Source organism: Enterococcus sp. DIV1283b (assembly GCF_051710965.1).
Classification (GTDB): Bacteria; Bacillota; Bacilli; order Lactobacillales; family Enterococcaceae; genus Enterococcus_B; species Enterococcus_B lactis.
Genome location: NZ_JBIOLR010000002.1, coordinates 27,733 through 50,686 on the forward strand (window position 1 = coordinate 27,733; position 22,954 = coordinate 50,686).

Sequence of the window (22,954 nt, forward strand, 5' to 3'; positions counted from 1 at the left end):
AAAAAATATGGAAAATAAAACTTTAAAAATTGTCTTAACAGCTGCAATTAGCGTTAGTTTAATCGGCAATATCGCGTTGTTTTGGCAGCTGAAAGAGGAACAAGAGACAAATACCTATAAAATTGAAGAAGTGGCTAAAAACGCGTCTGAGAAGCTCAAAAAAAATTCCTCTGAGACACAGGCGAAGATCGACAAGTTAAATCAAACCATCAATGAGAAAAACCAAGAAATCGATCAGCTGAAGCAACAAGATGGCACAAAAGCAAAAGAGGAAGTAACTGAAGCACAAAGAAAGACGGCAGAAGAATTTGGTAAATTGGCCATTGATAAATCATTAAGTAGAAATGAATTAACGGAAAAACTAAAAGATGTAGCAACCCAAGAAGTGATTGACAAATTAAGTCCTGCAGACGATGATCACCAACATGATGATTACGGAAGTTACTCCTTTACATTAGGTGACGTGCAAACTTACGCTCAAACAAGCAGTGTAAAAGAGGAACAAAATTTTGTCGTATTTGTTGATTATACAATCGGCAATCCTCAATTCAAAGATGTCAAACCGCAAAAAATAAAAGGTGGATTAACTGTCACTGAAAAACAAGTAGATGGTCAATGGAAAGTCACAGACTTTAGTTATTTCACTCGTTAGGAGGAAGAAAATGAGTAAGAAAAAAGGAGCAAGACAACGTTTCAAAAAACGAAAAAGTTATCTTAGATGGCTGGGGATCTTTATGATTCTCGGATTTTTGATTCTTGCTAGTCCGATTTATACTCATAAGAAGGTAGACATACCAGATGAGGTAAGCACGAACGCATTTTTAAACACGAAGGAACTGACGATGGTTTCAAAAGAAAAAGGAGCGAACCAGCAATTAGTTTTTGAATTTGCAATCGACGATGAAGATCAAAGCTTATTAAAAGAACTGGCTAATCTTAATTATCGCGTAGAAGTAAAGACAGCTAAAGGGGATTATCAAGCAATAAAAGCCGAAGTGATCAAAGTTTCTGATGATTATTTTGCAGTGAAGCTATCGCATGTACCAGAAGAATATATTGCTATGCGATTAACCATTATTCCTGAAAAAATTGATTCAAAGGTGGATATGCAAGAACCGCAAGATCTGATTTTTTATATTCACGAAGATAAGGTCAAAGATCACGTGAAAGACGAAGATTATGAACAACATGCGATCAATTACAAAGTGAAAGGATACAAGAAAGAACAAAAAGCAGCACAAAAACAAATTGAATCCTTCCAAGCAACCATTGATTTGAATGAAGAATTAGTGAAGAAACTAAAAGATCAATTGCCTTATCAAGTCGCAGATGATCAGGAAAATACTGAAAATAAGATTAATGGTTACCAGCAAGAAATTGAAACATCGAAAACGCAAATGAAAGATCAAGAAGAGATCATTCAAAAACTTCAAGAAAAAATTGATCGTATTACAAAAGAAAATATTTAGTAGAACAGGTGGAGTGAAAGAAATGAAGCGAGCGAACTTGGTCGGCAAAGATATTTTCGCTGAGCAGAAAGTATTGATTAAAGCCTATCTCAAAGTTGTAAAAGTCAAAGATGTATGTCAAGAAGTGAATTTATCTAACACGACAATATCTGAACTGAAAAATGGTAGAAAGAATTTAGACACATTAAAATTGAGATCTTTTGAATCTCTATATATAGCTGCTAAAAAATATTTTACAGCTGATAATAAATAAAAAATTAAGGTGGGTTCTATGTGAAAAAAACGTATCAAAAGTTTTTATGGATCAGCTATATCGCCCTATTTATCGTTGGGTTTTTCGTCAGTGTGTCCGTGATCGTCGGAACGCTTTTTCTTTTGTTCTCTGACGAAGATCTGTTACTTAAGGGGTTAATGAGTACGTTATCGTGTGTTATGTTACTTTACCTATGCATACAGATCAACGAAATTATGCCTCCTCATTGGCAAGAAAAGAAGAAAGAATTTAAGGAAGAAATCGAAATGAAATCGGACGACTGGATTGAACACACCTGGCTTCCTCTGAAAAGAAATAGCAAACGAAAGGAATTTTGGGTGCTGCAATTATGGGCACTGGGAAACCTTTGTAGTTACGTGGTGCGACTTGTTTTCGATTTAATCATTTATTCTATAGGCATATTTGGAACGGCTTATTACTTAATAAATGATCACAATAGGATTGCAGCAGCAGACATTTTTACAGTGCTAATGACGTTGATTTTTGTCATGCTATTGTCTATTTTTACTCAATTAGTCATGCAATTTACCAGGCAAAAATTAACAACGGGAAAACTTTTCAAAAGCCTATTCGATTTTATTATTGTAAATGCAATCCTAGCGTCTCTAATAAAACAAATCGAACAATCTGGAAGAACAACAAAAGGAGTGAAGGAATTTTTAATGACGTTTGTTCACTTTGTAAATGGACACATGTATTTGTTTGAAGTGGGTATTATTCTCTTTTTGGTAGGGTATGTATCCACGAAACTTATTAAACGTTCAATTGAAAAAGAAATTGAGATTGACCTGATTCCGACACTTCTTGGTTATGAGTATTATGTTGATTTTGGAAGATATGACGAATTGATCAATACGGATATCGTTCACATGAGTATCCATGAATCCACCGTTAAGGGCATCAGATCTATTTTAAAAGATGGCCAGGAAATGAAAGCAATAGACCGAAGAAAAGAGGTCTACAATTTTTATGAAGTCGAAGCAAGCCTACGATATGGCATCGGAAAATTGTGGTTAGATGGAAGTAACATTCGTCAAAATAAACCATACATTTTTTGGAACAGTAGTGATTTAGAACTTCCAATTAAAGATAAATAATTATGGAGAATCTTTTTGAAAATGATTCTTCTATACAGAAATGTGCTTATAGTTGGCATGGGGTTAAAAATCTTAAAGAAGGAGCAGTTATTCAAAGTGAAAGAACGTCATAATCAGTTACTATGTAGTAAAACGGGTACGATGAACGTTGAATACCGAACAGAATATTTAGAATTAATGAATCGAACTGATTTTTTGTCGATTCGAGAGCAACAAGAGCAAGAAAAATTAATGGCTACTTATAGTCAATTGATTGATGAGTGGGAACAATTCAAGGAATCTAAAACATAAAATTCCATTTAAACACCTTATTTATTAAAGAGCATAAGGAAACGTGACCCCACTTTAAAAAAAAGTGGTTGGATAGGCTGTGCCTATCACGTTTCTGAAAAAAATAAATGACCCCAAAATACCAATATATAGGATAGTACAAGGATAGCAAAGGATAGTAAAAGGATAGAGGTAGGATAGCGAAAAGGATAGGCTCCTTTTCACTATCCTATATTATATTGGAGGATATTTATGAATGTTAAAATTAGAGATTTAGATCCAAAATTCATTTCTGAAATTGATCGAAGATGCGTTGAACTAAGTAATCGTACAGGAAATAAATGGAGTCGTAATGATTATTTAAAGCTACTCGTTGAAAATGATTTTGATCGTCCTTTGATGGAATACAAACAAGAAAAGTTTGACCAGTTATTAGAAAAGTTTTCAGAAATTCAAAGTTATAACACAAAGATATTAGAAGAATATGTTAGCCAAAATAATCGTATTATAGAAATCTTGATTGAGCAAAATAGAGGAAGTGAACTTTGATATGGCAAAGGTTATAGACAAACACATTTACTTTCACCAAACACATATCGATGTATTGGATGAAATTATTTCTACTCATGCAGAGGTTAAAAACTATAGTGAAGCTGTTCGCTTTTTATGTATGAACTATGATCCAGAAGTGGAGAAAAAAGTAAATTCCAATCAAGCAAAGTTGAATGGAATGAGTAAAGAAATTTCTATTTTAACCGAAATGGTTTCAGAGTTTGCGGATCTTCATTTGAAAGATACAGGAATATTAATTGGTAAAAATTCAACTGTTTATCAAGAAGCAAAAGAACGAGTGGAAGGAAAAATTAAATCCAATCAAACAAAAAAATATTCCCCTCAGTTGAAGAAACCTGTGAATGAATCTGTTCATGCCAGAGTAGATCCATTTGATCCAACGAAGATTCTAAAAAGATAAAAATGAAGGAGGATAATAATGACTCAATCGCCTTCAGTTATTCTCACTTGTCAATTTACTTTGCCGAATAAAAAGTCATTTTCTACTTATATTGACTATATTACAAGGGAACAGGCTCTTGAAGAACAGGAACGACGTACGCCCGAAGAAGAACAGGAACTTCAACGAATCAAGAATGCTTTAGAGGAGTTTTATATTCCTGAAGGAGAAACTTTTTCGGAGAGTAAGACGGGTAAAGAATTCAGTGAAACGTCGAATGAAGCTCAATCGTTGATGGAACATGGAATCAATTTTGACAAGTTAGAGGAACAAGATTTTACCAATTATCTTTCTTATATGACACGTCACTATGCGTTAGAACAAAAGAAAGAACTTACGCAAAGTGAACAAAAAGAATACCAACGCTTGAACCAAGCAATGAAAAAATATCAAACAGAACCCCATAAAAAAGCTTCAGGAAATCTTCCTGGAGTTTTTTCTATAGCTTCAGACGAAGTAAAAGGAAGTGATCTGAAGGAGATTAAGCAAATCTTCCAAAGAGGACAACAAAAAGGCTCAATCATTTATCAAGATGTTGTCTCTCATGATAATTCGTATCTTGAAAAAATAGGATTGTACGATCCCAAAACAGATACTTTAGATGAAAAAGGATTAAAAGCAGCTGGAAGAAAAATGATGGAGACATTATTCGAGAAAGAGCAACTGAACGAAACAGGCTACTGGATGGCAACGATTCACCGTAATACCAAACATATCCATATTCATTTTGCAGTTGTTGAAAAAGAAAATACGCGTAAACCTTACACGGAGGTTGAAAATGGTGTGAGTTATATCGTACCGAAAGGTAAGAGAAGACAAGCAACATTAGACGCAATGAAGACCAATTATGTACATGAGTTAGAACGTTTTTCTTATGAAAAGGATCGAATGATTGGCATGGAGAAACGAAATTTATTGACGCGGAAAAGTGATTTGCGTAACACCTTAACAAAAGTGGTAAAAGAGCCAGCGCGTTACGATCGACATGCAATGAACTTATTAAATGAAGTATATAAAACCTTACCTGACAAACGTTCGGAATGGCATTATGGGGATGAAAAACGAACTAAACTTTCACCATACACAAGAGAGAAACTCGATGAGTTAACCCAATATGTTTTAACAAAAGAACCTGAATATCAAGAATATATACAGATTTCAAAAGCATTGAAAGAAGAAGCAAAAAATCTTTATGGGGAAAGCAAAAGAGAATCAAAAGATGCAGAGAAAAACGCCCTCTTTGATTTAAAAAAGCGCACAGGAAATGCCATCCTAACAGAACTGAAGAGACAGGATAGTCAAATAAAACCATTAATAGAAAGTGTCGATCAAATGCAATCTATTTACAATGAACGATCCTTTCGAACACTTAAACAGTTGCCAACGAATGAATACAAGTATAGTTACGAAGAATTCATGAAGCGAAGGAAACAATTCCAACAAAGAGTTGTCACGCAACGGAGTTTGCGTCAATTAAATCGAACGATTAATGCCCATGAAGAAAAATACCACGCAAGTAAAGCATACGAAGAGCAACAACGAAGAATTCAAATGGAACAAGAAAGACAGTAGGAGGAATAGCAATGAAACAATATTTAGATCAATGGAAAGTTATAGAAGGATCATTAAGAGAAGAACGAATCGAACAACTTCCCGATTGTTTAGAAAAAGAGCATTTGTTCCAGATAAGAGAAATGTTGAGAAGCGAACAGTTTGATCCAAATCAATTTTTAGTCGTTGAGTACCCAGCTGCTGGTGTGTATTGTTGTAATCATGTGAAGGGTGAAAAATATTTTATCATTCAAGAATATGAGGGCAAGTTAGCGCCTTATTATACTACTTGGGAAATGAATGAAGAGGGAATTAATAACTTTCCATGTAAAAGCATAAAAGAGTCTATTTCACTCACAGAGTGTTAGTTATTAAGTGAAAAAAAGAGTCCTGAACGTGATTGTCCAGGACTCTTTTTTTCAATGAATTGTTTTCCGCTAATTCATTGAGTGGTGCGATTTGCGACTACATTATATCAAAAGAAAGAGAAGGGAGGAAGCAGAAATGGTTCATTCAACGATTGGAGTTGTTGTTGAAAAAAGCAGAGACAATCTCGTTTTTGTGACAGAAATTCAAACGGGCAGAGCTTTTGTCGTCACAGACAAAGCGGCAAAAGCTTATCAAAGTGGCGATATTTTAACGTTAAATCTGACTACGAAGACGTTCGTCGATGCGGCAGAAAATTATCCATTTGTTTAGGAGGAAACGGACATGGCAGAAGAAAAAGAACCACTAGACAATAGTCGCTTGGGAAAATCCAAAAGAAAACTAGTACGATTGCAAAATGAATTAAACGAACAAATTGAAAAGATGTTTGAACACCAAAGAAAGACCAACGGTCAACCAATGAACGATAAGAGAAATGGGCATTCTTGGTTTAGGCAACAAGAACGTTTAGAAAACAAAGTGCATAGTCTGAGAGAAAAGATCAAGCAACAAGAAAAACAGGTAGAAAAACTTGAAAGACAAGAAGAGCTAAAGGAAATGGGCTATAACAAGTACGGCGGACTGGATATGACGATCGAGAATATTCCAAGAATCAGAGAAGAAATTGAACGCTTTGAAAAAGGTGAATCGTCTTTTTCAGCTGCCACGATCCGAAAATATCAACGGAAGTTGGAAACATTAGAACAGCTGAAAGAAAAATCAGAAAAAGGAAAAGAAAATATCCTCACTGAAGTACAAGCGATCATTGACAGCGGACGAGTAACGCAATGGAAAAAAAATCCGACCATTTATTTTCTGAAAGGCTATCGAAAAGTCGCTTTAGAACTGAATGAAAACGGGGAATTTGAGGAATCTAAAAAATACCAAGCCACGTCGGAAGAGGAAAAAGCAGCTGTTCGTGAATTACTTGAAGAGGCTGCGCCAACTGATTCTCTGAAGGAGAAAGAAAACGATCATTTCTATCGAGTAGAATTCAACGAAAATGATCCAGAAAAAGGATTGAAAAGTTATGGTGGGGAGATCGTAACATTCGAATTGATCGATCAACTTAAAACGTTGGATAACCAATACGCTGCAGAAGAAGGTTATTATAAATTCTATTTTGAAGAAGTGAAGAATGGCGAAGTGGTGGATCAGATCCGAATGGATCTAGGGGATGGTGTCAACAGTAATCAACCCATCTATTCAGAGCTAGCTAAATTGTGTGAACAAGTACCTGAGAAGGAACAAAAACAATCGGTCAAAAATGAACCTGTTTCAAAAGAACAAGTGAAGTCGAAAGAAACAAAAACAAAACAAAAGGGCTATCAAAAACGAACGGCAGAAGAGATCAAGCAAGAAGTCAAATCCCTTTCGCAACAGGAGCTGGATGCGGTGAAAAAACATACCCATTCTCCTGAAGACGTCAAAGAACTTCTGAACTTTATGTCGCGTTTTCCAGAACGATCCTTTAGAAATCAGTTATTGATTGAGGAACAATTTCCAGGTGCAACGGCTTGTTTAGGTCGTGCCGCATTGAAAAAAGAAGGAATCTATATCAAAAAAGGGGAACAAGGGAACAAGATCTTTGTCAGAAAAACGGTCAAAGGATTTTATGAGAAAGGCCGTGGCTTTGTTCGAGAAACAGAGGCTACACCAGAAGATAAAAAACGAATCAAAACTGGCCAAATCGAAGTGATCAAAAAACCTTACTACACGATTGAAAAAGTATTTGATATCACACAAACACAGTTAAAACCTGAAGACTATCCGAAAATCTTCCCGAACCGCGTCTTTGATTTTCAATTGGATAAAACAGGGCAGACAGAACTTCAAGTTGGGATTCAAGCGGTAGCCAAAAATATTGGAATTCAAATTCGAGATATGACAGAAAGTGAAGTCTATCAAAGAGAATTAGGACAAGCACGTGGGGCGTACGTTCGTAACGAATTTACTGGCGAAGAAGAAATCGTCATGAATACTCGAAATACTCCTACGCAGCATTTAGCTACAAGTATTCATGAATTAGCCCATGCAAGAATGCACAAATTTTCAGAATTAGATACCGCAACTAAAGAATTGCAGGCAGAAATGACTTCTTATATTGTGTGCAAACATTTTGGAATGGACACGTCGGAGAAAGCTATTCCTTATATTGCAGCATGGACGAAGAATGGTCAGACGTTGGATGATAAGGAAGCTGCGGAACGTGGGAAAATCATGAATGATGTCGGCCGTGTCGCAAATGAATTCATTCAAACCATTTCTAATGAAATCAATCAATACAGAGAAAGAGAACCAGAGATCCAACCAGCAGAAGTGAAGCAGGAGCATAAAAATACTGTAGAAACGGCAGAACAAAAGAATATTGTGCCTGTTGGTTCACTTTGGATCGACAAGAAAGACGGGAAAGTCCTGGAAGAAGATACAGGCCGAACGTTACATTTGAAGGATGCGGCGTTTATTGAAGATCCGCAGCATAATCAAGTGATTTTAAAAGGAAAAAGTTATGGGAAAGAGATCCAAACGGCGTTACCTTCAGAAGAATTTGCGCTAGGAAATCCATTCCATTTTTCAAAAGAAACTGTATCAGAAGTGGCCAAACGAAAAAAGGAAATCTATTATGAACAACAAATGTCACAAAAAGAACGAGTATAAAACAAACAAGAAAGACTATCTGAAAAATGGATAGTCTTTTTTCTTTTGGGAGGTTTGAAAATGACAGAGAAAAAAATGAGTCTCATTGATCGATGCAAGCAAATGGATATTGTGGATTTTGCTCGAAACAATGGTTTAGCGGTAGTCAATAAAGGACGAGACTATCGTTTAGAAGACCATGATTCTTTTGTTTTCGATCGAAGAAAACAGCGATTTTATTGGAACAGTCAAGGTATTGGTGGGGATATTATTGAATTGACTCAATTGTTTTTTATTGACGATTCTATTCAAAACCCAAAGCAACGTTTTAAAGCAGCGCTAGATTATATTATAAAGGACGAAAATAAGGTGGAACGGGTGGAAAATCTTCACTTTGAAACACAAGAATATAAGCACCACCCAATTGATTATCGACCATTGACAGAAAAAGGACGAAGTTACTTAAAAGAACAACGAAAATTTCCTGAATGGTTGATTGATTACGGAGAACAACAAGGGTTGATCCTGGAAATGAAGCCACGCAATGAACGAAAAAATTATATTGTGCAAGATGATCGCTTAGACTATGCGATCGTTTTTCCCTGGAAAGACCGTCATACAGACCAAATATTAGGGGCAACTTATCAAGGGACTATCGTAGACTATGAACGTTTTGGAAAACGGGGTGTTGATAAACGAATAGATATAAATCCTACGCCTAATCACGGGTTTAATGTTCTTCTTGGATCTCCTAAGAATCTGAAATTTTTTGAGAGTCCCATTGATTTATTGAGTTACGCTGCTTTAAATCGCGAGATGATCAAAGACACATGGCTTGTTTCTATGGATGGACTGAAGGATGCAGTAGTGGGGCACTATGTTCGAGAAGCGGTGACAGAATTGGCGCCGAAAGAAGAATTTCCAGAATCGATCGAGATTTGTGTGGATAATGATCGAGCTGGACACGTATTCTGGGATAAGGTACACCGACTTGGTGTATCGAATCCATTTACAGGAAAAGCGGTGTATTTTGAACCGAATCTTCCCAACGATTGGCAAGTACCGAGAGAATATCAAACAATCTATGAAGAAGTAGGGAAAGAAATGAGAGTTGCGCCTGAAGCAATCATGGCTATTCATAAAATCGAAAACAACCTAAAGGATACTAACCAAATCGTATCGTTCGGTGAGATCCAGGGAGTATTTGCCAAAAGACTTGCGCCAAAAGAGAAAGCCCAATCTATTGATGTAAAGGAAAAATGTATAGAAGCAGCTCAGCAGCTAAAATCGTGTGAAAAGTCTGATGGAACATACGATTTTGATCGTTTTTATCGTGGAAAAGGGAAAATTAATGAACAAATTCAATTTTCATTGAAGGCCAAACACTATTTTGAAGGCTATAAAAATCATGAACACGAATTCGTTTCTGAAGTGAAAAAAGATTGGAATGATCAATTGAAGCATGAAATCCAGCAACAAGCAATCAGAAAGCAAAAACGTGCGATGTTGTTTCAACAAGGCAGACAACAAGAAAGGGAGTGAAACCGTCACTATGAAAACCGTCATTTTAGCAGAAAAACCGTCACAAGCGAAGGCTTATGCCGATAGCTTTTCTAAAGCTACCCGAAAAGACGGGTATTTTGAGATCCTAGATCGATTGTTTCCTGGTGAAACTGTGATCACGTATGGTTTTGGTCATTTAGTCGAGTTAAATTCGCCCGATATGTACGATGAAAATTGGAAACAATGGTCCTTAGAGCATTTGCCTATTTTCCCTACACATTATCGCTATCATGTTCCTAAAGATAAGAAAAAGCAATTCAACGTGGTGAAACAGCAACTTCAATCGGCCGACACCATTATTATTGCGACAGATAGCGACCGTGAAGGGGAACTAATAGCTTGGACGATCATTCAACAAGCAGGCGCCGATCATGGAAAGATATTTAAAAGACTTTGGATCAACTCCTTAGAAAAAGAAGCCATTTATCAGGGATTCCATCAATTACGAGACGCAGAAGAGACCTATCCCAAATTTGAAGAAGCACAAGTACGCCAGATCGCTGATTGGTTGATCGGCATGAACGGCAGCCCACTGTATAGTTTACTCTTGCAACAAAAAGGCATACCAGGAAGTTTTTCCTTAGGCAGAGTCCAAACCCCAACGCTCTACATGATTTATCAGTTGCAGGAAAAGATTAGAAACTTCCAAAAAGAGCCTTATTTTGAAGGAAAAGCCCAAGTAATCGCTCAAAATGGCGCATTTGTTGCGAAGCTTGATCCGAATGAAACCCAAGCGACGCAAGAAGCATTTGAAGATTATTTAAAAGAAAAGGGGGGTCAATTGGGAAAACAGCCAGGCACGATTCTTGAAGTCGAAACCGAGAAAAAAAGTGCGGCAAGTCCACGTCTTTTTTCTCTATCCAGCCTTCAGTCTAAAATGAATCAGCTCATGAAAGCTAGTGCCAAAGATACTTTGGAAGCCATGCAAGGGTTGTATGAAGGGAAATATCTAAGCTATCCACGAACAGATACCCCTTATATTACAGAAGGGGAGTATGCGTATCTGTTGGATCACTTAGACGAATACAAACACTTTTTAAAGGCCGAAGCCATTCCTACTCCTATTCATACACCGAATAGTCGATATGTGAATAATAAGAAAGTCCAGGAACATTACGCGATCATTCCTACAAAAACGGTCATGACGGCAGCGGCTTTTGAACAATTAAGTCCACTGCAGCAGGCTATTTATGAACAAGTGTTAAAAACAACGGTGGCCCTGTTTGCGGAAAAGTATACCTATGAAGAAACAACGATCTTGACGCAAGTTCAGCAGCTTCAGTTAAAGGCAATCGGAAAGGTGCCGCTAGATCTAGGTTGGAAGAAGTTATTTGGAAAAGAGAGCGACGGAAAAGAGAAGGAAGAAGAGCCGCTACTTCCTAAAGTGACAAAAGGAGAAATGGTGACCGTGGATCTACAAATTCTTGAAAAAGAAACAAAGCCACCAAAACCTTATACCGAAGGTACGTTGATCACTGCAATGAAAACAGCTGGGAAAACCGTGGATAGTGAAGAAGCGCAATCCATATTGAAAGAAGTGGAAGGAATCGGTACAGAAGCGACACGGGCGAATATTATTGAAACCTTGAAACAAAAGGAATATATCAAGGTAGAGAAAAATAAGCTCGTGGTGACGAATAAAGGGATTTTGCTTTGCCAAGCCGTGGAAAAAGAGCCGCTGCTTACGAGCGCCGAAATGACCGCCAAATGGGAAAGCTACTTGTTAAAGATCGGTGAACGAAAAGGAACACAAACCACTTTTCTAGCCAATATCCAAAAATTTGTCTCTCACTTATTGGAAGTCGTACCAGGGCAAATCCAATCCACTGATTTTGGATCGACGTTACAAGAAGTGAAAGCAGCCAGTGAAAAGCAAGAAGCCGCGCGTCATTTAGGAATTTGTCCAAAATGCCAGGAACAAGAAGTCTTACTCTATCAAAAGGTGGCGGCTTGTACGTCTGAAGTCTGTGATTTTAAATTATGGACAACGATTGCCAAAAAGAAACTCACAGCGACACAGCTGAAGGAGATCATTCAAAATGGCCGAACAAGCCAACCAGTGAAAGGGTTAAAAGGTCAGAAAGGTTCGTTTGAAGCAACAATTATTTTAAAAGAAGACTTCACTACAGGATTTGAATTTTCTGAAAAGAAAAAAACGAACTTCAAGAAAAGAACACGCCGCACTACAAAATAATGGAGGGTTTATCTTATGCGAAATACAACACACAAACAACAAGAAATCGAAAATCAAAAAGCAAAAATTCGTTCAGAACAAGAAAAATTACGTGCCAACAAACGAAGACTGCAGCAATTGAAGAACCAGAAGCGGATACAAAAAGAAATTGAATTAGATCGATAGACATTAACCTTGTTACAAATACACTATCATGATATATTTAATGTAGTGTATTTGTAACGGAGGGAGGGGGAAGTAAATGCAAGTTAAACTGAAAGAATTGCTGGCTATTCGCGATGGAAATTTATCTATGAAGGAAGCTAGAAAATTTGGAATCGCAGCAACCACTGTACAAAGATTGGTGAATCAAGGAAAATTGATCAAAGTTGATCGTGGTTACTATGTAGAGGATGGTCATGGAATAGATGATTTATTTTGGCTTCAGCAACGATTTTCCAGGGGAATCTTCTCTCATGAAACGACTTTAGATATTTACCAGCTTTCTACGAATATGCCGAAATTCATTCACTTAACTTTTCCCCATGGCTATAACGTTGATCGTTCAATTACAAAAGAGCAGCAGTTACAATTTCATTTCGTTAAGAAAGAAGTTTATGAGCTAGGCAAAGTAGAGGGAACTTCTTTTCAAGGAAATCCTATTACTATGTACGATAAAGAGCGTACGCTTTGTGATATTTGGAATCCGAGATATGAAATTGAATACGAAATGAAATTAGAAGCATTAAAGGAGTACATGGGAGATCCATTGAGAGATCCAAGCAAATTAAGAGATTATATGACAAAACTACATGTAGAAAAAGAAATGAAATACCATATGCAAAGCTTATATTGATGGAGGAAAAAGATGACACCGACACAATTTGCAGCAAAAACCAGAAATTTAGCAAAGAGTACAGGATTAAATGCACAGTTAGTACAACGGCATTTTATGATGGATCGTCTAATTGAACAAATTTCTGAATCAAAGTACAAAAATGACTTCATTTTGAAAGGCGGCTTTTTATTAGGATCAAAATATGGAATCGATAGAAGGACAACAATTGATATCGATACGACATTTAGAAATAGCAAATTAACTGAAGAAAAATTGAAGAGCATTTTTAATGATTTAACTAGAAAACCCACAAAAGAAGGCATTGTTTTCTCTATTCAAGGAATGAAGGAAACAAGAGAAGCCGATTTTTATCCTGGATTTCAAATTAAATTGGTGGCTAATTTAGAGAAAGTACGTGTACCGTTTAAAATGGACGTGACAACAGGAGACTCTATTTATCCTGAAGTAGATACACACTATCACCAATTAATGTTTGAAGATAAAAAAGTGGAGATTCCAGCTTATCCAACAGAACAAATTATTGCAGAAAAGCTAAGTGCTACGTTCAGCTTTGGCACAGATAATTCGAGAGCAAAAGATTACTACGACTTATTTACCATTCCGAAACTAGAAAATATCGATACGAAAGAGTTATACAAAAGTGTTCGAAATACATTTACAAAACGTGGAGATACAAAGCCTTTATCCTTTTATTATGAAAGAGAAATGGATAAGATCAGGGGAAACGACTATTTGGAAAAGCAGTGGGAAAAATATCGCTCAGTTAACACGTTTGCGAATTCCATTTTATTTACAGATACAGTCAACGAAATTGATCACCTAATGAAAAGTGTGATCAAAATTGAAAATCAAGAAAGAAAAAGGCAGTTTAAAAGATCACAACAAATAAATCAAGAAATGGAGAGATAAAGATGATCAATAATGTAACTTTAGTAGGACGATTAACTAAAGATCCAGATTTACGTTATACCGCAAGTGGCACAGCAGTGGCGACTTTTACCCTAGCTGTTAACCGCAATTTCACGAATCAAAACGGCAATCGAGAAGCTGATTTTATCAACTGTGTGATTTGGCGTAAACCTGCAGAAACCATGGCAAACTTAGCTAAAAAAGGTAGTTTAACAGGAATTACAGGACGGATTCAAACACGAACTTATGACAACCAGCAAGGGCAACGAGTGTATGTGACAGAAGTTGTGGCCGATAACTTCCAACTATTAGAAAGTAAAACAGCGACAGAGAGCCGTATGCACGCTGATCAATCGTCTAGCAGTCCAAGCCCTACCACCTTTGAACAACGGGATGTAGCTACGCCTAACAACAATGGATTGAACGCTTCACAAAATCCATTTGGCGGACAATCAATCGATATTAGTGATGATGATTTACCATTCTGATTGTAAAAGATCAATAAAGTTGTTATAATGGATACGAAAAGAGGAGTTGCGCTAACAACTCCCCTAACAGCACCGTTTAAGACGGTGACCAGCTTAATATTATTTTTGAAAAATAATCGTCGACCGGCTAAAGCTGACGGTTATTTTTTTTGATTGTTGTTTACAACTGCTAAGATTCCCAAAATGATTGTTGCGATCAAAGAACCGAAACTAATCATTAATCCTAGCGCCGTTTCAACAGGAAAAAGGCTTCTCCTTTCTGTAAGATTTTGGAAGTACGCACATACGCACCACCTCACTTTCAATCGGATAGCCACCGTCACAAACTTTACTGTCTTGATCATTATAACATATCTAAAATCGAATAAAAATTCTCAATTTTAGCTGGTTTTGCTATAATTTTAGCGAGGTGATCGTGATGAACAAATATGTTGGTTTGCTTGATAAAATCCGAGTAATAAAAACACAACCATTATTGGTTCGCTTTACTTTACAAACAATTCATGAATCGATTAATTGTGTAGTTGCAGATATTGAAATTATCGATAAACTGCTAATTATGGATGATGGAAAATACAATATTGCCGTCACAGGTCACTTCAATAAACGAAATCAGCTAGTTATTGCTAGCATGTATGTTAGAAATCCCGATCATTTTACGCGATCGATGGGCATATAAATAAAAGAAGAGTTGTAGTCCTAAATGAGGATTGCAGCTCTTTTTGTTTTACATAGAAACAGGAAAAGACCTTTTTAGGAAGACACAAGTGCCTTCTCAATTGAAAAACCTTTCTCTCACTCCAACCGCCACCGCCGTTCGAGAAGAAAGGAAGTGAACGCTGCACGTTCACTAAGATATGGTGTCTTGCAAAGCAAGACAAAATAGAAAAAACTTCCTCTCACCAAAAGGTTCGTTCCTGTTCGTTATCTCTTTATTGATTTGCCAGACCGGCAACAAGTTGCCTTTTATCACCAAAAAGCGACAAGGACAAGGGTAAATGGCACGCTGCGCGCCCTTGTCCTTGTCGCTTTTAGTTGATTCATTCTGGCCAACAAATCAATAAAGAAAGAACTAACGAAAGGAAGTAAAACCTTTCCTAAGAGGAGGCAAAATCAATCATGCGAAAGAAATTTGATTATTGGGGTGTTCCCTTCAGCGAATTATTCCCAAACTATCATGCACCACATACTGTCGAATGCGATAGTGGAGAAAGAGCGAAATGTATCAAAAGCTATCGTTTGTATCAATGTCCAACATGCGGGAAAAAATATACCTTGTCTTATGGCGATTATATTTTGATTGATGAGAAAGGAAAGAAACACTGATGAAAACACAACACAAATTATTGACTGTAAAAAAAGTCGTTCAAATTTTGGTGGACAAAGAAGTCATTTCTGAAAAAGTAGCGGAAGCTTTACTTATTCCGCGGTACTGGACGATAGAAACCCCTTTAGTAGAGGATGCACCGACTATGCTATTTTAAGACCTAGTGAAGATTGCAGGATATGAACTGCATTATCAAGAAAACTTGGAAACTTATGAAAACGAATATTGGTTAACCAAATTAGAGAACTAAAAAGGAGAAAAAAATATGGCTCAAAATTACTATGACGAATTTGTCAAATTACCTTTGGATAAAATGGCACAAAAAATGGAGGATATGACGTTCCTATACCATGAAACACGTGTACCCAAAAAACATTACAAGGAAAAATTGCCAGTCGCAGTGGAAGAAATGATTGAATCAGGTGTCGAAATGAATCTCATTGCGACGTACTATCGAACATTGGAAGAACTGAAAAAACAAAATGGAAAATGGTTTTTCCAATCCTTACTATGCTTGGAAGCAGGCGTCAAACCAAGCACAATCAAATCTTCTGAATACCAAGCTTTAGAACTAACGTATGGAAAATTTATCGAAACGAAAAAAGCCAAGACTGTTTCAAGTGAATGGTTAGACTACTTTGAAAATGTCAACAAGTATGGCGCCTATTACACCATGAAAAAGGAGGAAAACGAAAATGAGTAATGTGGTTTATCAACTAACAGTGGAAGATGTTTCTCACTTTTTAACAAACAAAGAACATTTGAATGAAGTAGTCAGACGGATTCAAAAAGACTTTAGTTGTATGGAAGAAATGAAGTACTTTATTCAAAGAGTGGAAGAACAGTTGTATATGGAAAGCGAAACGAGTCAAACGAAGGTCACAGTCAGCCATAATCATTTAGACGTGTATAAACGTCGTCCTGAAACGGTAAAAAAAGGAACAGAGCTTCTACGACTAGAAACAGAAAAATACATCATGAATGTGTACCTAGAAAGGAGTGAGCTGGTCGAAAACTTTGTCAGCTACACGATTTGTAGGAAACACTATTACTCAGAATCAGAATATTATTCAATTTTTGAGAGCATGGAATTAATGGAAGAAGAAATGGAAGAGCTAAACAGCAAAAATGCGACGGTAGAAGATTATTACCTTGTATTTACTAGATTTTTGACGTGTGGGACGGAATCTATCGTGTTAATGGGAATGGATTATAAACTCGCTGTACCCGAAGCATTTTTGAGGGAATATGTAGAAGAAGTAGATAACCCAGGCGACGACTGGTACACGACTTTAACTGATTTTTTAGATACCTACACTTACGACGATACAGAAGAAATCCAAAATGAGCTTGACTGTAAACGAATGCCATATCAACGATTTGAAAGGAAAAAAGGTCAATAACCATTTATACCGAAAAGTGATAATGTGTGAAATAAGAACAAAAAACCTTGAAATTAAGGGAATGGTTCTTATTTCGCACCAATCGCTCCAACCGCCCCCGCCGCTTAGGTGGTGCGAAATAAGCGGGCAACGCCCGATAACCTAAGAGAAAGAAGGAAATCCATATGAATAAAATTATTCCTCTGTTGTTCGTACTGTTTGTTGGCGAGATACTTATGCGTCATGCTGCAGCTGTACATTTAAACTTCGTAGTATTCTTAGGAATACTGGTATTTTGTTTGATCTTTTGGCGATTTGTATTAGCCCTTGTGAGTCTACTATTCAAGATGATTGCAGCCATATTTTTCATAGGGTTATTTCGATGAAAGGAGAGAGTACTAATACCAATTGCAATAGGAAATAAACGGTTACCCGTCACGTTGGATGAAAAGAGACAAAAAGAATTGCAGGAACTCAAACAGAAGTACGGCAAAAGTGAATCCAGGATTATGTGTATTGCGTTAGATTTATTGATTGCACAAGAAAAATCAGGGTTTGATGTACCAGCACTCAGAAAGTGACGTCACTTTTTATACTAAAACTTAAAAGTGATAGCACTTTTTAAATAATAGAAAAGATTGAAATTATGGGATGAGAGGGAGATTACTATGAAATACAATTTATTAGATCATAAAAGAATGTGGGTAGAGAAATTAGAAGAAGATTTAGAACAACTGGAATTGTTAGGATATAATAAAACTTCTATGGTATACAAAGAAGGACTAAAACGAATGAAAAAAGCACAAAAAGAACTAGCAACACTAGAAAGCAGTGTTCAGAAAAAAAAGTAGGCTTAACACACACGTACCTTTAGGAGAAGAAAATGGCAGACAAGAGAAAAGAGAAGATTCAAAAATTACTGACGCTCGCTGCAGATGCAAACGATGAGGAATCAATGAGCGCATTAGCCAAAGCTCAGCAATTGATGATGGACTATGCCCTTACCGAAGAGGAGGTTTTCAACTATCACGAGCAGCAACGGATAGAATAAGTAGAAACGCACGTGATCTATCATGGACGTCCGCAAAAGTGGCTATATCGTTTAGCGTCAATTATCGCACGAAATTTTAGAACAGAGTTTTATTATCAAAAAGGATTACCTATCGATCTATGTTTCACTGGTCTAGCTTCAGACGTGCAGATTGCTGAAATTACTTTCCAATACGCAAGCGGAGGCGGCTCCTATTGTGCAAGAAAATATATGCAGCAGCCAGAGATCAAACGCAAACGAAAGCGAAAATGGCAATTAAAGCAAGACTATATCGAGGGCTATCTTACTGGATTGTCTAAAGTGTTCACGCAGCAAATACTCACAAACGGTTACGAATTAGCTTTACAGCTTCCTGAAGCCGGGAAGACTTACATGGAAGATCTCAGTTTAGTTCCAGGAAAAGATACTTCACACAAAGTAAAAGACAATGAAGCTTACTTCCATGGATACCAGGAAGGATTAAAATTTAAAAAAGCAGAATTACTAGAATAAGAAAGTGCGACCAACAGGGTAAACCTTATCAGGATTTTTGTAGACTTTCCTTAATCACTAGGGAGAGTCTGTCCAAAACTCGAAAACAAACATATTACTTTCCTTAGCATTGCTCCTGATTGATTGCAAGTCTTTTTTTCGATTTTTATTGCAATTATGCTTTCAAAATAACTTTTTATGATATATTTATCAAATTTTTCTAAAAATTATTTACAATTATTTTAGAAAAAAGGAGGTATTGATTTATGAGAAAAAAATTATTTAGTTTAGCTCTTATTGGAATGTTTGGATTAGTTGTGACGAATTTTGGTACAAAAGTCGATGCAGCTACGCGTTCATATGGTAATGGTGTTTATTGTAATAATAGTAAGTGCTGGGTTAACTGGGGAGAAGCTAAAGAAAATATTGCAGGAATTGTTATTAGCGGCTGGGCTTCTGGCTTGGCAGGTATGGGACATTAATATCCTATTATGAAAAATAATAAATCTTTCAACAAAATTCTAGAATTAACTGAAACTGCATTAGCCACCCCAGAAATTAAAAAAGATAAAAATCTATGTGAAATTTTAGAAAAAATAAAAGATAGTGCTGCTAAAGGTGAATTTTATTATGATTACAAGAAAGAATTTCAACCTGCAATTAGTGGGTTCACTATTAGAAACGGCTTTTCCACACCAAAAGTTTTATTGGAGTTACTTGCTGAAGTAAAAACTCCCAAAGCATGGTCGGGATTTTGAGTTGTAATAAGTGCCATTATATTTTTTTGTAAGAGTATCTAATTGAGTTTAGGTACTCTTACTATATAGGTTCAATTATTTATTTTTGTAATATCTTTGTTTTTTGCTAAGTTTATTATTTCTTTACCAGTTATTCATTTATGTCCATATAGAAGAACACTTCAGGACCAACAGGGTATATCCTGTTGGTATTTTGGTGTGTTCGTTGTTATTTTTCTAGATAAATGGCAAAAAATTAGTTACTTTTGTAATTCTTATTGACTATGACAAAAAAATTAGAAAATTTGTTCTATTTAAATATAAAAATGACACATTAGGTAATTAAACTAAATATGAACATAATTTTTTTTTACCAATATACAAAGCTAATTATTATACTTATTAACAATATAAAAAAGAAATTACCTGATTTAAATAATTATCAGGTAATTAAATAGAAAACTAGAATATATAAAGAGTAATTTACTTGGTAATTTTATTATAAAATATGCTTTATTTTTTTATTCTCTATATTTTTTATATAACAAATAAAATAACATATTTTTAGATATGGAAATAGTTGTAAAAAACTTTTTGAATACACATAATAATGCTATTAATAGTTTAAATTAACGATCTATAATGGTAAAAAATTCAATAAAAAAAGGAGATATAAGAATGATAAATAAAATACTAATTTTAATAACTACAATTTTTGTTATTATTTATTTTAGAGTAAATGTAAAAGCTGAAACTTTTGTTGTTGATTCTAGAAAAACGTATGAAAGTAGTAGTAATAATAATGAAAATTTTTCTGTTTCAAGTGATGTATATTGGCCAACAGAAGAGTCAAGTACGAATACATATAAAGATAATAATAGTAGTAATAGTATCGACAGTGAAGATAATGAAGAACATACGATTTTTACAACCACAAACAACTATTTTCTAGATTGGGAAATAACGGAAACTGAGAGTACAATTATTTTAAATAAATATATTGGAAGTGATATTAATATCATAATTCCAGCAGAAATTAATGGTAAGCAAGTAATTATTCCAAGTATTCAAGGAATTAATTTACCTGGTAATATCAAAAATTTAAAGTTCCTATCAGTTAATAATAAACAAGTGTTAGTAACTTCTAATAGTATGTTCACTTCTTTTCAAAATAATCAATCTATAGAAACTGTAGATTTCTCTGGTTTAAATATGAATAATGTTACTAATATGAGCAGTATGTTTTTTGGATCATCAAATTTACAAAGTGTAAATTTTGGTAGTAATACACTGCCTAATCTTGAAACAGCATTTCAATTATTTTTCAATTGTATAAATTTACAAACTGTTGAAGGAAATCTATTGATGCCTAAAGTAACGAATTTGCAATCTTTATTTGGAAATTGTAGGTCATTACAAAAAATAGATACTAGTCAATGGCATACTGAAAATGTTACAAATATGACACAATTATTTACTGGATGTGAATCATTGGTAAATATAGATGTTGCTAATTGGGATGTATCTAATGTTAACTCTTTTTATTTATCGTTCGCAGATTTACCCAATGTTCATTATTTAGATATGTCTAAGTGGCATTTAAGAGATGATGCTAATTTGGTACAAATGTTTGATTGTACTTCATATAGTCCTCTTTTTTTATTAACAAATGATAATAGGTTATTGAATTATAATTTTATATTAGATTGGAGAATTCCATACGGACCAAAACTAAATGGTAATGGTGGTAAATTTTTAGAAAATAAAGAAGAAATTAATTATTTTGAGTCACCTGCAGTTCGTCCATCTGATCCACGTATTAATACTGAAACATTTAAAAATAAATGGAAAGAATTTATAAGTAATAATTGTCCCAAAAGAAGGAATTATAAGATGAGTGGTTGGGAAGTACAAGGAACAACTATTGATAATGCCCAAGATATAAGTGATTTGTTTAATACGGTTTATAGTGCGCAATGGAAGAACATAAATTATAGTACATCCTTAGATAATACAATATTAAATTCTACTGATAATTTTTCCTTAGCTTATTTTCCAACGGCTTTTACAACTTTTCCAACGCCATTACAAAATTTTGGAAAACAAGAACTACCAATAAATAATATAGAAGGTTTGAATGTTGGAGTAAAAGATTATTCTCTAAATAGCCATTCATGGGAAGTTACAGCTCAATTATTTTGGGATGTGCCAACAATGAGAGATACTTATATTCAATCTACAAATGGGAAAGTGAGTGAAAATATTAGTGATGGTATTAAATCATATAATCCATTAGATGATTTAATACCAAGTAATGATAAAATAGTAGGCTATCCAAATATTATTATTAATACTAAATCTCCAGTATTATTAATGAAAACAAGTTCTAATAGTATCAAAAATGGTGTTTATGACTATAGTTTAAATAATACTAAACTAATAATTCCAGATACATCTAATATTCAAATAGGATCTTATCAAGGGTATATAGAGTGGAATCTTAGGTTGATTCCTAATTAATTCAGTTGTTATCTACTAAAATAAAGTTAGAAGATATTCCATTTTTTATAGTCAGTGAAATATGTTAGTAAATGGTATTTTATTAATGACTTCAGTTAGTTTCGTACGCAAATAATGCGAAACAAAAAACACGCGTTTCTACGCGTGGAAGCAGTATCTTTAGCGATAAAAAACTCCTTTCGATATACTAGTGAGTGGCTACCAACCGCTTATCAGATCGAAAGGATTTTTTTCATGTCACATGACAATAAAAGTTTAGCATATACTCGTTAGAATTGTAAGAATCATATTATATTTACACCTAAATCTCGATGAAAAGTAATCTATGGTCAAAAGATATTGGAAAAATACTTAGGGAGTTGTGATGTGGAAATCATAGAAGCATATGCAATGCCAGATCATATTCACAGGCTTGTTCGAGTATCCCACCAAATAAGTATATCCAGTTTTACGGAGTATATGAAAGATAGTAGTGAGGTACTAATCCATGAGCAGCACATAAATCTCAGATATAAATACGGAAACAAAATCTTTTGGTCGAAGAGATACTATGTGAGTAAAGTTGGATTAAATCAAAAGATAATTGAAAAATACCTCTATGAACAAGAAACTGATGATCGCATTCGAGATAGTAAAAGAGAGTACGTATATCCATTCAAAAAGTAAGCGAGAGAAGATGAGCAGTTGGCGGTCGTCTAAAAAGCAAATTTTAAGGGGAAGCGAGTATCGCTCTCTTTT

Annotated in this window: 28 protein-coding genes and 3 pseudogenes; 30 read left to right on the forward strand and 1 reads right to left on the reverse strand. The window is 35.2% G+C overall.

Annotated features, from left to right (window positions below):
- The first annotated feature begins 7 nt into the window (after positions 1 to 7).
- From IGJ53_RS14325 to ssb, 17 genes are all read left to right on the forward strand, one after another.
- Positions 8 to 652 carry a hypothetical protein gene (locus IGJ53_RS14325; RefSeq protein WP_201064685.1) on the forward strand — a complete coding sequence of 215 codons (645 nt, stop codon included), beginning with the start codon at positions 8 to 10 and terminating at the stop codon, positions 650 to 652.
- A 10-nt stretch (positions 653 to 662) separates the two neighbouring features.
- Complete coding sequence (locus tag IGJ53_RS14330; protein WP_201064682.1) at positions 663 to 1,469, forward strand: hypothetical protein; 807 nt, start codon at positions 663 to 665, stop codon at positions 1,467 to 1,469.
- A 22-nt stretch (positions 1,470 to 1,491) separates the two neighbouring features.
- Positions 1,492 to 1,722, forward strand: a complete 231-nt coding sequence (locus IGJ53_RS14335) for a hypothetical protein (RefSeq protein WP_002297493.1) — start codon at positions 1,492 to 1,494, stop codon at positions 1,720 to 1,722.
- Positions 1,723 to 1,742: 20 nt separating this feature from the next.
- A complete protein-coding gene (locus IGJ53_RS14340) occupies positions 1,743 to 2,840 on the forward strand; it encodes a hypothetical protein (protein ID WP_311135314.1) in 1,098 nt (365 codons plus the stop codon).
- A 21-nt stretch (positions 2,841 to 2,861) separates the two neighbouring features.
- Positions 2,862 to 3,131 carry a hypothetical protein gene (locus IGJ53_RS14345; protein ID WP_201064771.1) on the forward strand — a complete coding sequence of 90 codons (270 nt, stop codon included), beginning with the start codon at positions 2,862 to 2,864 and terminating at the stop codon, positions 3,129 to 3,131.
- 231 nt (positions 3,132 to 3,362) lie between these two features.
- Positions 3,363 to 3,659, forward strand: coding sequence for a hypothetical protein (locus IGJ53_RS14350; RefSeq protein ID WP_002296377.1), 297 nt, complete (start codon positions 3,363 to 3,365; stop codon positions 3,657 to 3,659).
- 1 nt (position 3,660) lies between these two features.
- Positions 3,661 to 4,083, forward strand: coding sequence for a hypothetical protein (locus tag IGJ53_RS14355; protein WP_002296378.1), 423 nt, complete (start codon positions 3,661 to 3,663; stop codon positions 4,081 to 4,083).
- A gap of 18 nt (positions 4,084 to 4,101) precedes the next feature.
- Entirely contained in the window at positions 4,102 to 5,694 is a 1,593-nt protein-coding gene (gene mobP2, locus IGJ53_RS14360; RefSeq protein ID WP_201064676.1) for a MobP2 family relaxase, read from the forward strand.
- A gap of 11 nt (positions 5,695 to 5,705) precedes the next feature.
- On the forward strand, positions 5,706 to 6,041 hold the full coding sequence (locus IGJ53_RS14365; RefSeq protein WP_201064674.1) for a hypothetical protein: 336 nt from the start codon (positions 5,706 to 5,708) through the stop codon (positions 6,039 to 6,041).
- A gap of 136 nt (positions 6,042 to 6,177) precedes the next feature.
- Entirely contained in the window at positions 6,178 to 6,372 is a 195-nt protein-coding gene (locus IGJ53_RS14370) for a hypothetical protein (RefSeq protein WP_201064671.1), read from the forward strand.
- A 12-nt stretch (positions 6,373 to 6,384) separates the two neighbouring features.
- Complete coding sequence (locus IGJ53_RS14375; RefSeq protein ID WP_259741905.1) at positions 6,385 to 8,757, forward strand: ArdC-like ssDNA-binding domain-containing protein; 2,373 nt, start codon at positions 6,385 to 6,387, stop codon at positions 8,755 to 8,757.
- A gap of 60 nt (positions 8,758 to 8,817) precedes the next feature.
- The gene (locus tag IGJ53_RS14380; protein WP_259741906.1) at positions 8,818 to 10,278 is read left to right on the forward strand and encodes a toprim domain-containing protein; all 1,461 of its coding nucleotides are present in this window, start codon (positions 8,818 to 8,820) and stop codon (positions 10,276 to 10,278) included.
- Between the two features lie 10 nt (positions 10,279 to 10,288).
- A complete protein-coding gene (gene topB / locus IGJ53_RS14385) occupies positions 10,289 to 12,493 on the forward strand; it encodes a type IA DNA topoisomerase (protein WP_259741907.1) in 2,205 nt (734 codons plus the stop codon).
- Positions 12,494 to 12,508: 15 nt separating this feature from the next.
- On the forward strand, positions 12,509 to 12,658 hold the full coding sequence (locus tag IGJ53_RS14390) for a hypothetical protein (RefSeq protein ID WP_201064659.1): 150 nt from the start codon (positions 12,509 to 12,511) through the stop codon (positions 12,656 to 12,658).
- A gap of 76 nt (positions 12,659 to 12,734) precedes the next feature.
- Positions 12,735 to 13,328: a type IV toxin-antitoxin system AbiEi family antitoxin domain-containing protein gene (locus IGJ53_RS14395; RefSeq protein ID WP_201064656.1), complete on the forward strand. Its 594-nt coding sequence runs from the start codon at positions 12,735 to 12,737 to the stop codon at positions 13,326 to 13,328.
- A 12-nt stretch (positions 13,329 to 13,340) separates the two neighbouring features.
- Entirely contained in the window at positions 13,341 to 14,240 is a 900-nt protein-coding gene (locus tag IGJ53_RS14400; RefSeq protein ID WP_201064654.1) for a nucleotidyl transferase AbiEii/AbiGii toxin family protein, read from the forward strand.
- A gap of 2 nt (positions 14,241 to 14,242) precedes the next feature.
- Positions 14,243 to 14,728: a single-stranded DNA-binding protein gene (gene ssb, locus IGJ53_RS14405; RefSeq protein ID WP_201064652.1), complete on the forward strand. Its 486-nt coding sequence runs from the start codon at positions 14,243 to 14,245 to the stop codon at positions 14,726 to 14,728.
- Positions 14,729 to 14,868: 140 nt separating this feature from the next.
- Here ssb and IGJ53_RS14410 read toward each other — a convergent pair whose 3' ends face one another.
- A complete protein-coding gene (locus IGJ53_RS14410; RefSeq protein WP_201064650.1) occupies positions 14,869 to 15,072 on the reverse strand; it encodes a putative holin-like toxin in 204 nt (67 codons plus the stop codon).
- Positions 15,073 to 15,146: 74 nt separating this feature from the next.
- On the opposite strand from IGJ53_RS14410, the gene IGJ53_RS14415 reads away from it, so the two are divergent.
- The 13 genes and pseudogenes from IGJ53_RS14415 (at position 15,147) to tnpA (ending at position 22,882) form a co-directional block, all read left to right on the forward strand.
- Positions 15,147 to 15,407: a hypothetical protein gene (locus IGJ53_RS14415; RefSeq protein ID WP_002296240.1), complete on the forward strand. Its 261-nt coding sequence runs from the start codon at positions 15,147 to 15,149 to the stop codon at positions 15,405 to 15,407.
- A gap of 440 nt (positions 15,408 to 15,847) precedes the next feature.
- Entirely contained in the window at positions 15,848 to 16,054 is a 207-nt protein-coding gene (locus IGJ53_RS14420) for a DNA helicase UvrA (protein WP_201064648.1), read from the forward strand.
- Positions 16,054 to 16,305: pseudogene (locus IGJ53_RS14425) on the forward strand (hypothetical protein). The gene IGJ53_RS14420 and the pseudogene IGJ53_RS14425 overlap by 1 nt, the downstream one beginning before the upstream one ends.
- 15 nt (positions 16,306 to 16,320) lie before the next feature.
- Entirely contained in the window at positions 16,321 to 16,758 is a 438-nt protein-coding gene (locus IGJ53_RS14430; RefSeq protein ID WP_201064644.1) for a hypothetical protein, read from the forward strand.
- Positions 16,751 to 17,458: a hypothetical protein gene (locus IGJ53_RS14435; RefSeq protein WP_201064641.1), complete on the forward strand. Its 708-nt coding sequence runs from the start codon at positions 16,751 to 16,753 to the stop codon at positions 17,456 to 17,458. The genes IGJ53_RS14430 and IGJ53_RS14435 overlap by 8 nt, the downstream gene beginning before the upstream one ends.
- 164 nt (positions 17,459 to 17,622) lie before the next feature.
- Positions 17,623 to 17,823: a hypothetical protein gene (locus IGJ53_RS14440; protein WP_002330566.1), complete on the forward strand. Its 201-nt coding sequence runs from the start codon at positions 17,623 to 17,625 to the stop codon at positions 17,821 to 17,823.
- A 15-nt stretch (positions 17,824 to 17,838) separates the two neighbouring features.
- Complete coding sequence (locus tag IGJ53_RS14445) at positions 17,839 to 18,018, forward strand: hypothetical protein (RefSeq protein WP_201064770.1); 180 nt, start codon at positions 17,839 to 17,841, stop codon at positions 18,016 to 18,018.
- 87 nt (positions 18,019 to 18,105) lie between these two features.
- Positions 18,106 to 18,288 carry a hypothetical protein gene (locus tag IGJ53_RS14450; protein ID WP_242478289.1) on the forward strand — a complete coding sequence of 61 codons (183 nt, stop codon included), beginning with the start codon at positions 18,106 to 18,108 and terminating at the stop codon, positions 18,286 to 18,288.
- A gap of 32 nt (positions 18,289 to 18,320) precedes the next feature.
- A pseudogene (locus tag IGJ53_RS14455) lies at positions 18,321 to 18,980 on the forward strand (DUF2786 domain-containing protein).
- 281 nt (positions 18,981 to 19,261) lie between these two features.
- Complete coding sequence (locus tag IGJ53_RS14460; RefSeq protein WP_047927845.1) at positions 19,262 to 19,441, forward strand: class II bacteriocin; 180 nt, start codon at positions 19,262 to 19,264, stop codon at positions 19,439 to 19,441.
- Between the two features lie 9 nt (positions 19,442 to 19,450).
- A complete protein-coding gene (locus IGJ53_RS14465) occupies positions 19,451 to 19,717 on the forward strand; it encodes a bacteriocin immunity protein (RefSeq protein WP_201064638.1) in 267 nt (88 codons plus the stop codon).
- Positions 19,718 to 20,374: 657 nt separating this feature from the next.
- Entirely contained in the window at positions 20,375 to 22,216 is a 1,842-nt protein-coding gene (locus tag IGJ53_RS14470; protein ID WP_259741909.1) for a BspA family leucine-rich repeat surface protein, read from the forward strand.
- A gap of 288 nt (positions 22,217 to 22,504) precedes the next feature.
- A pseudogene (tnpA, locus tag IGJ53_RS14475) lies at positions 22,505 to 22,882 on the forward strand (IS200/IS605 family transposase).
- Positions 22,883 to 22,954: the final 72 nt, after the last annotated feature.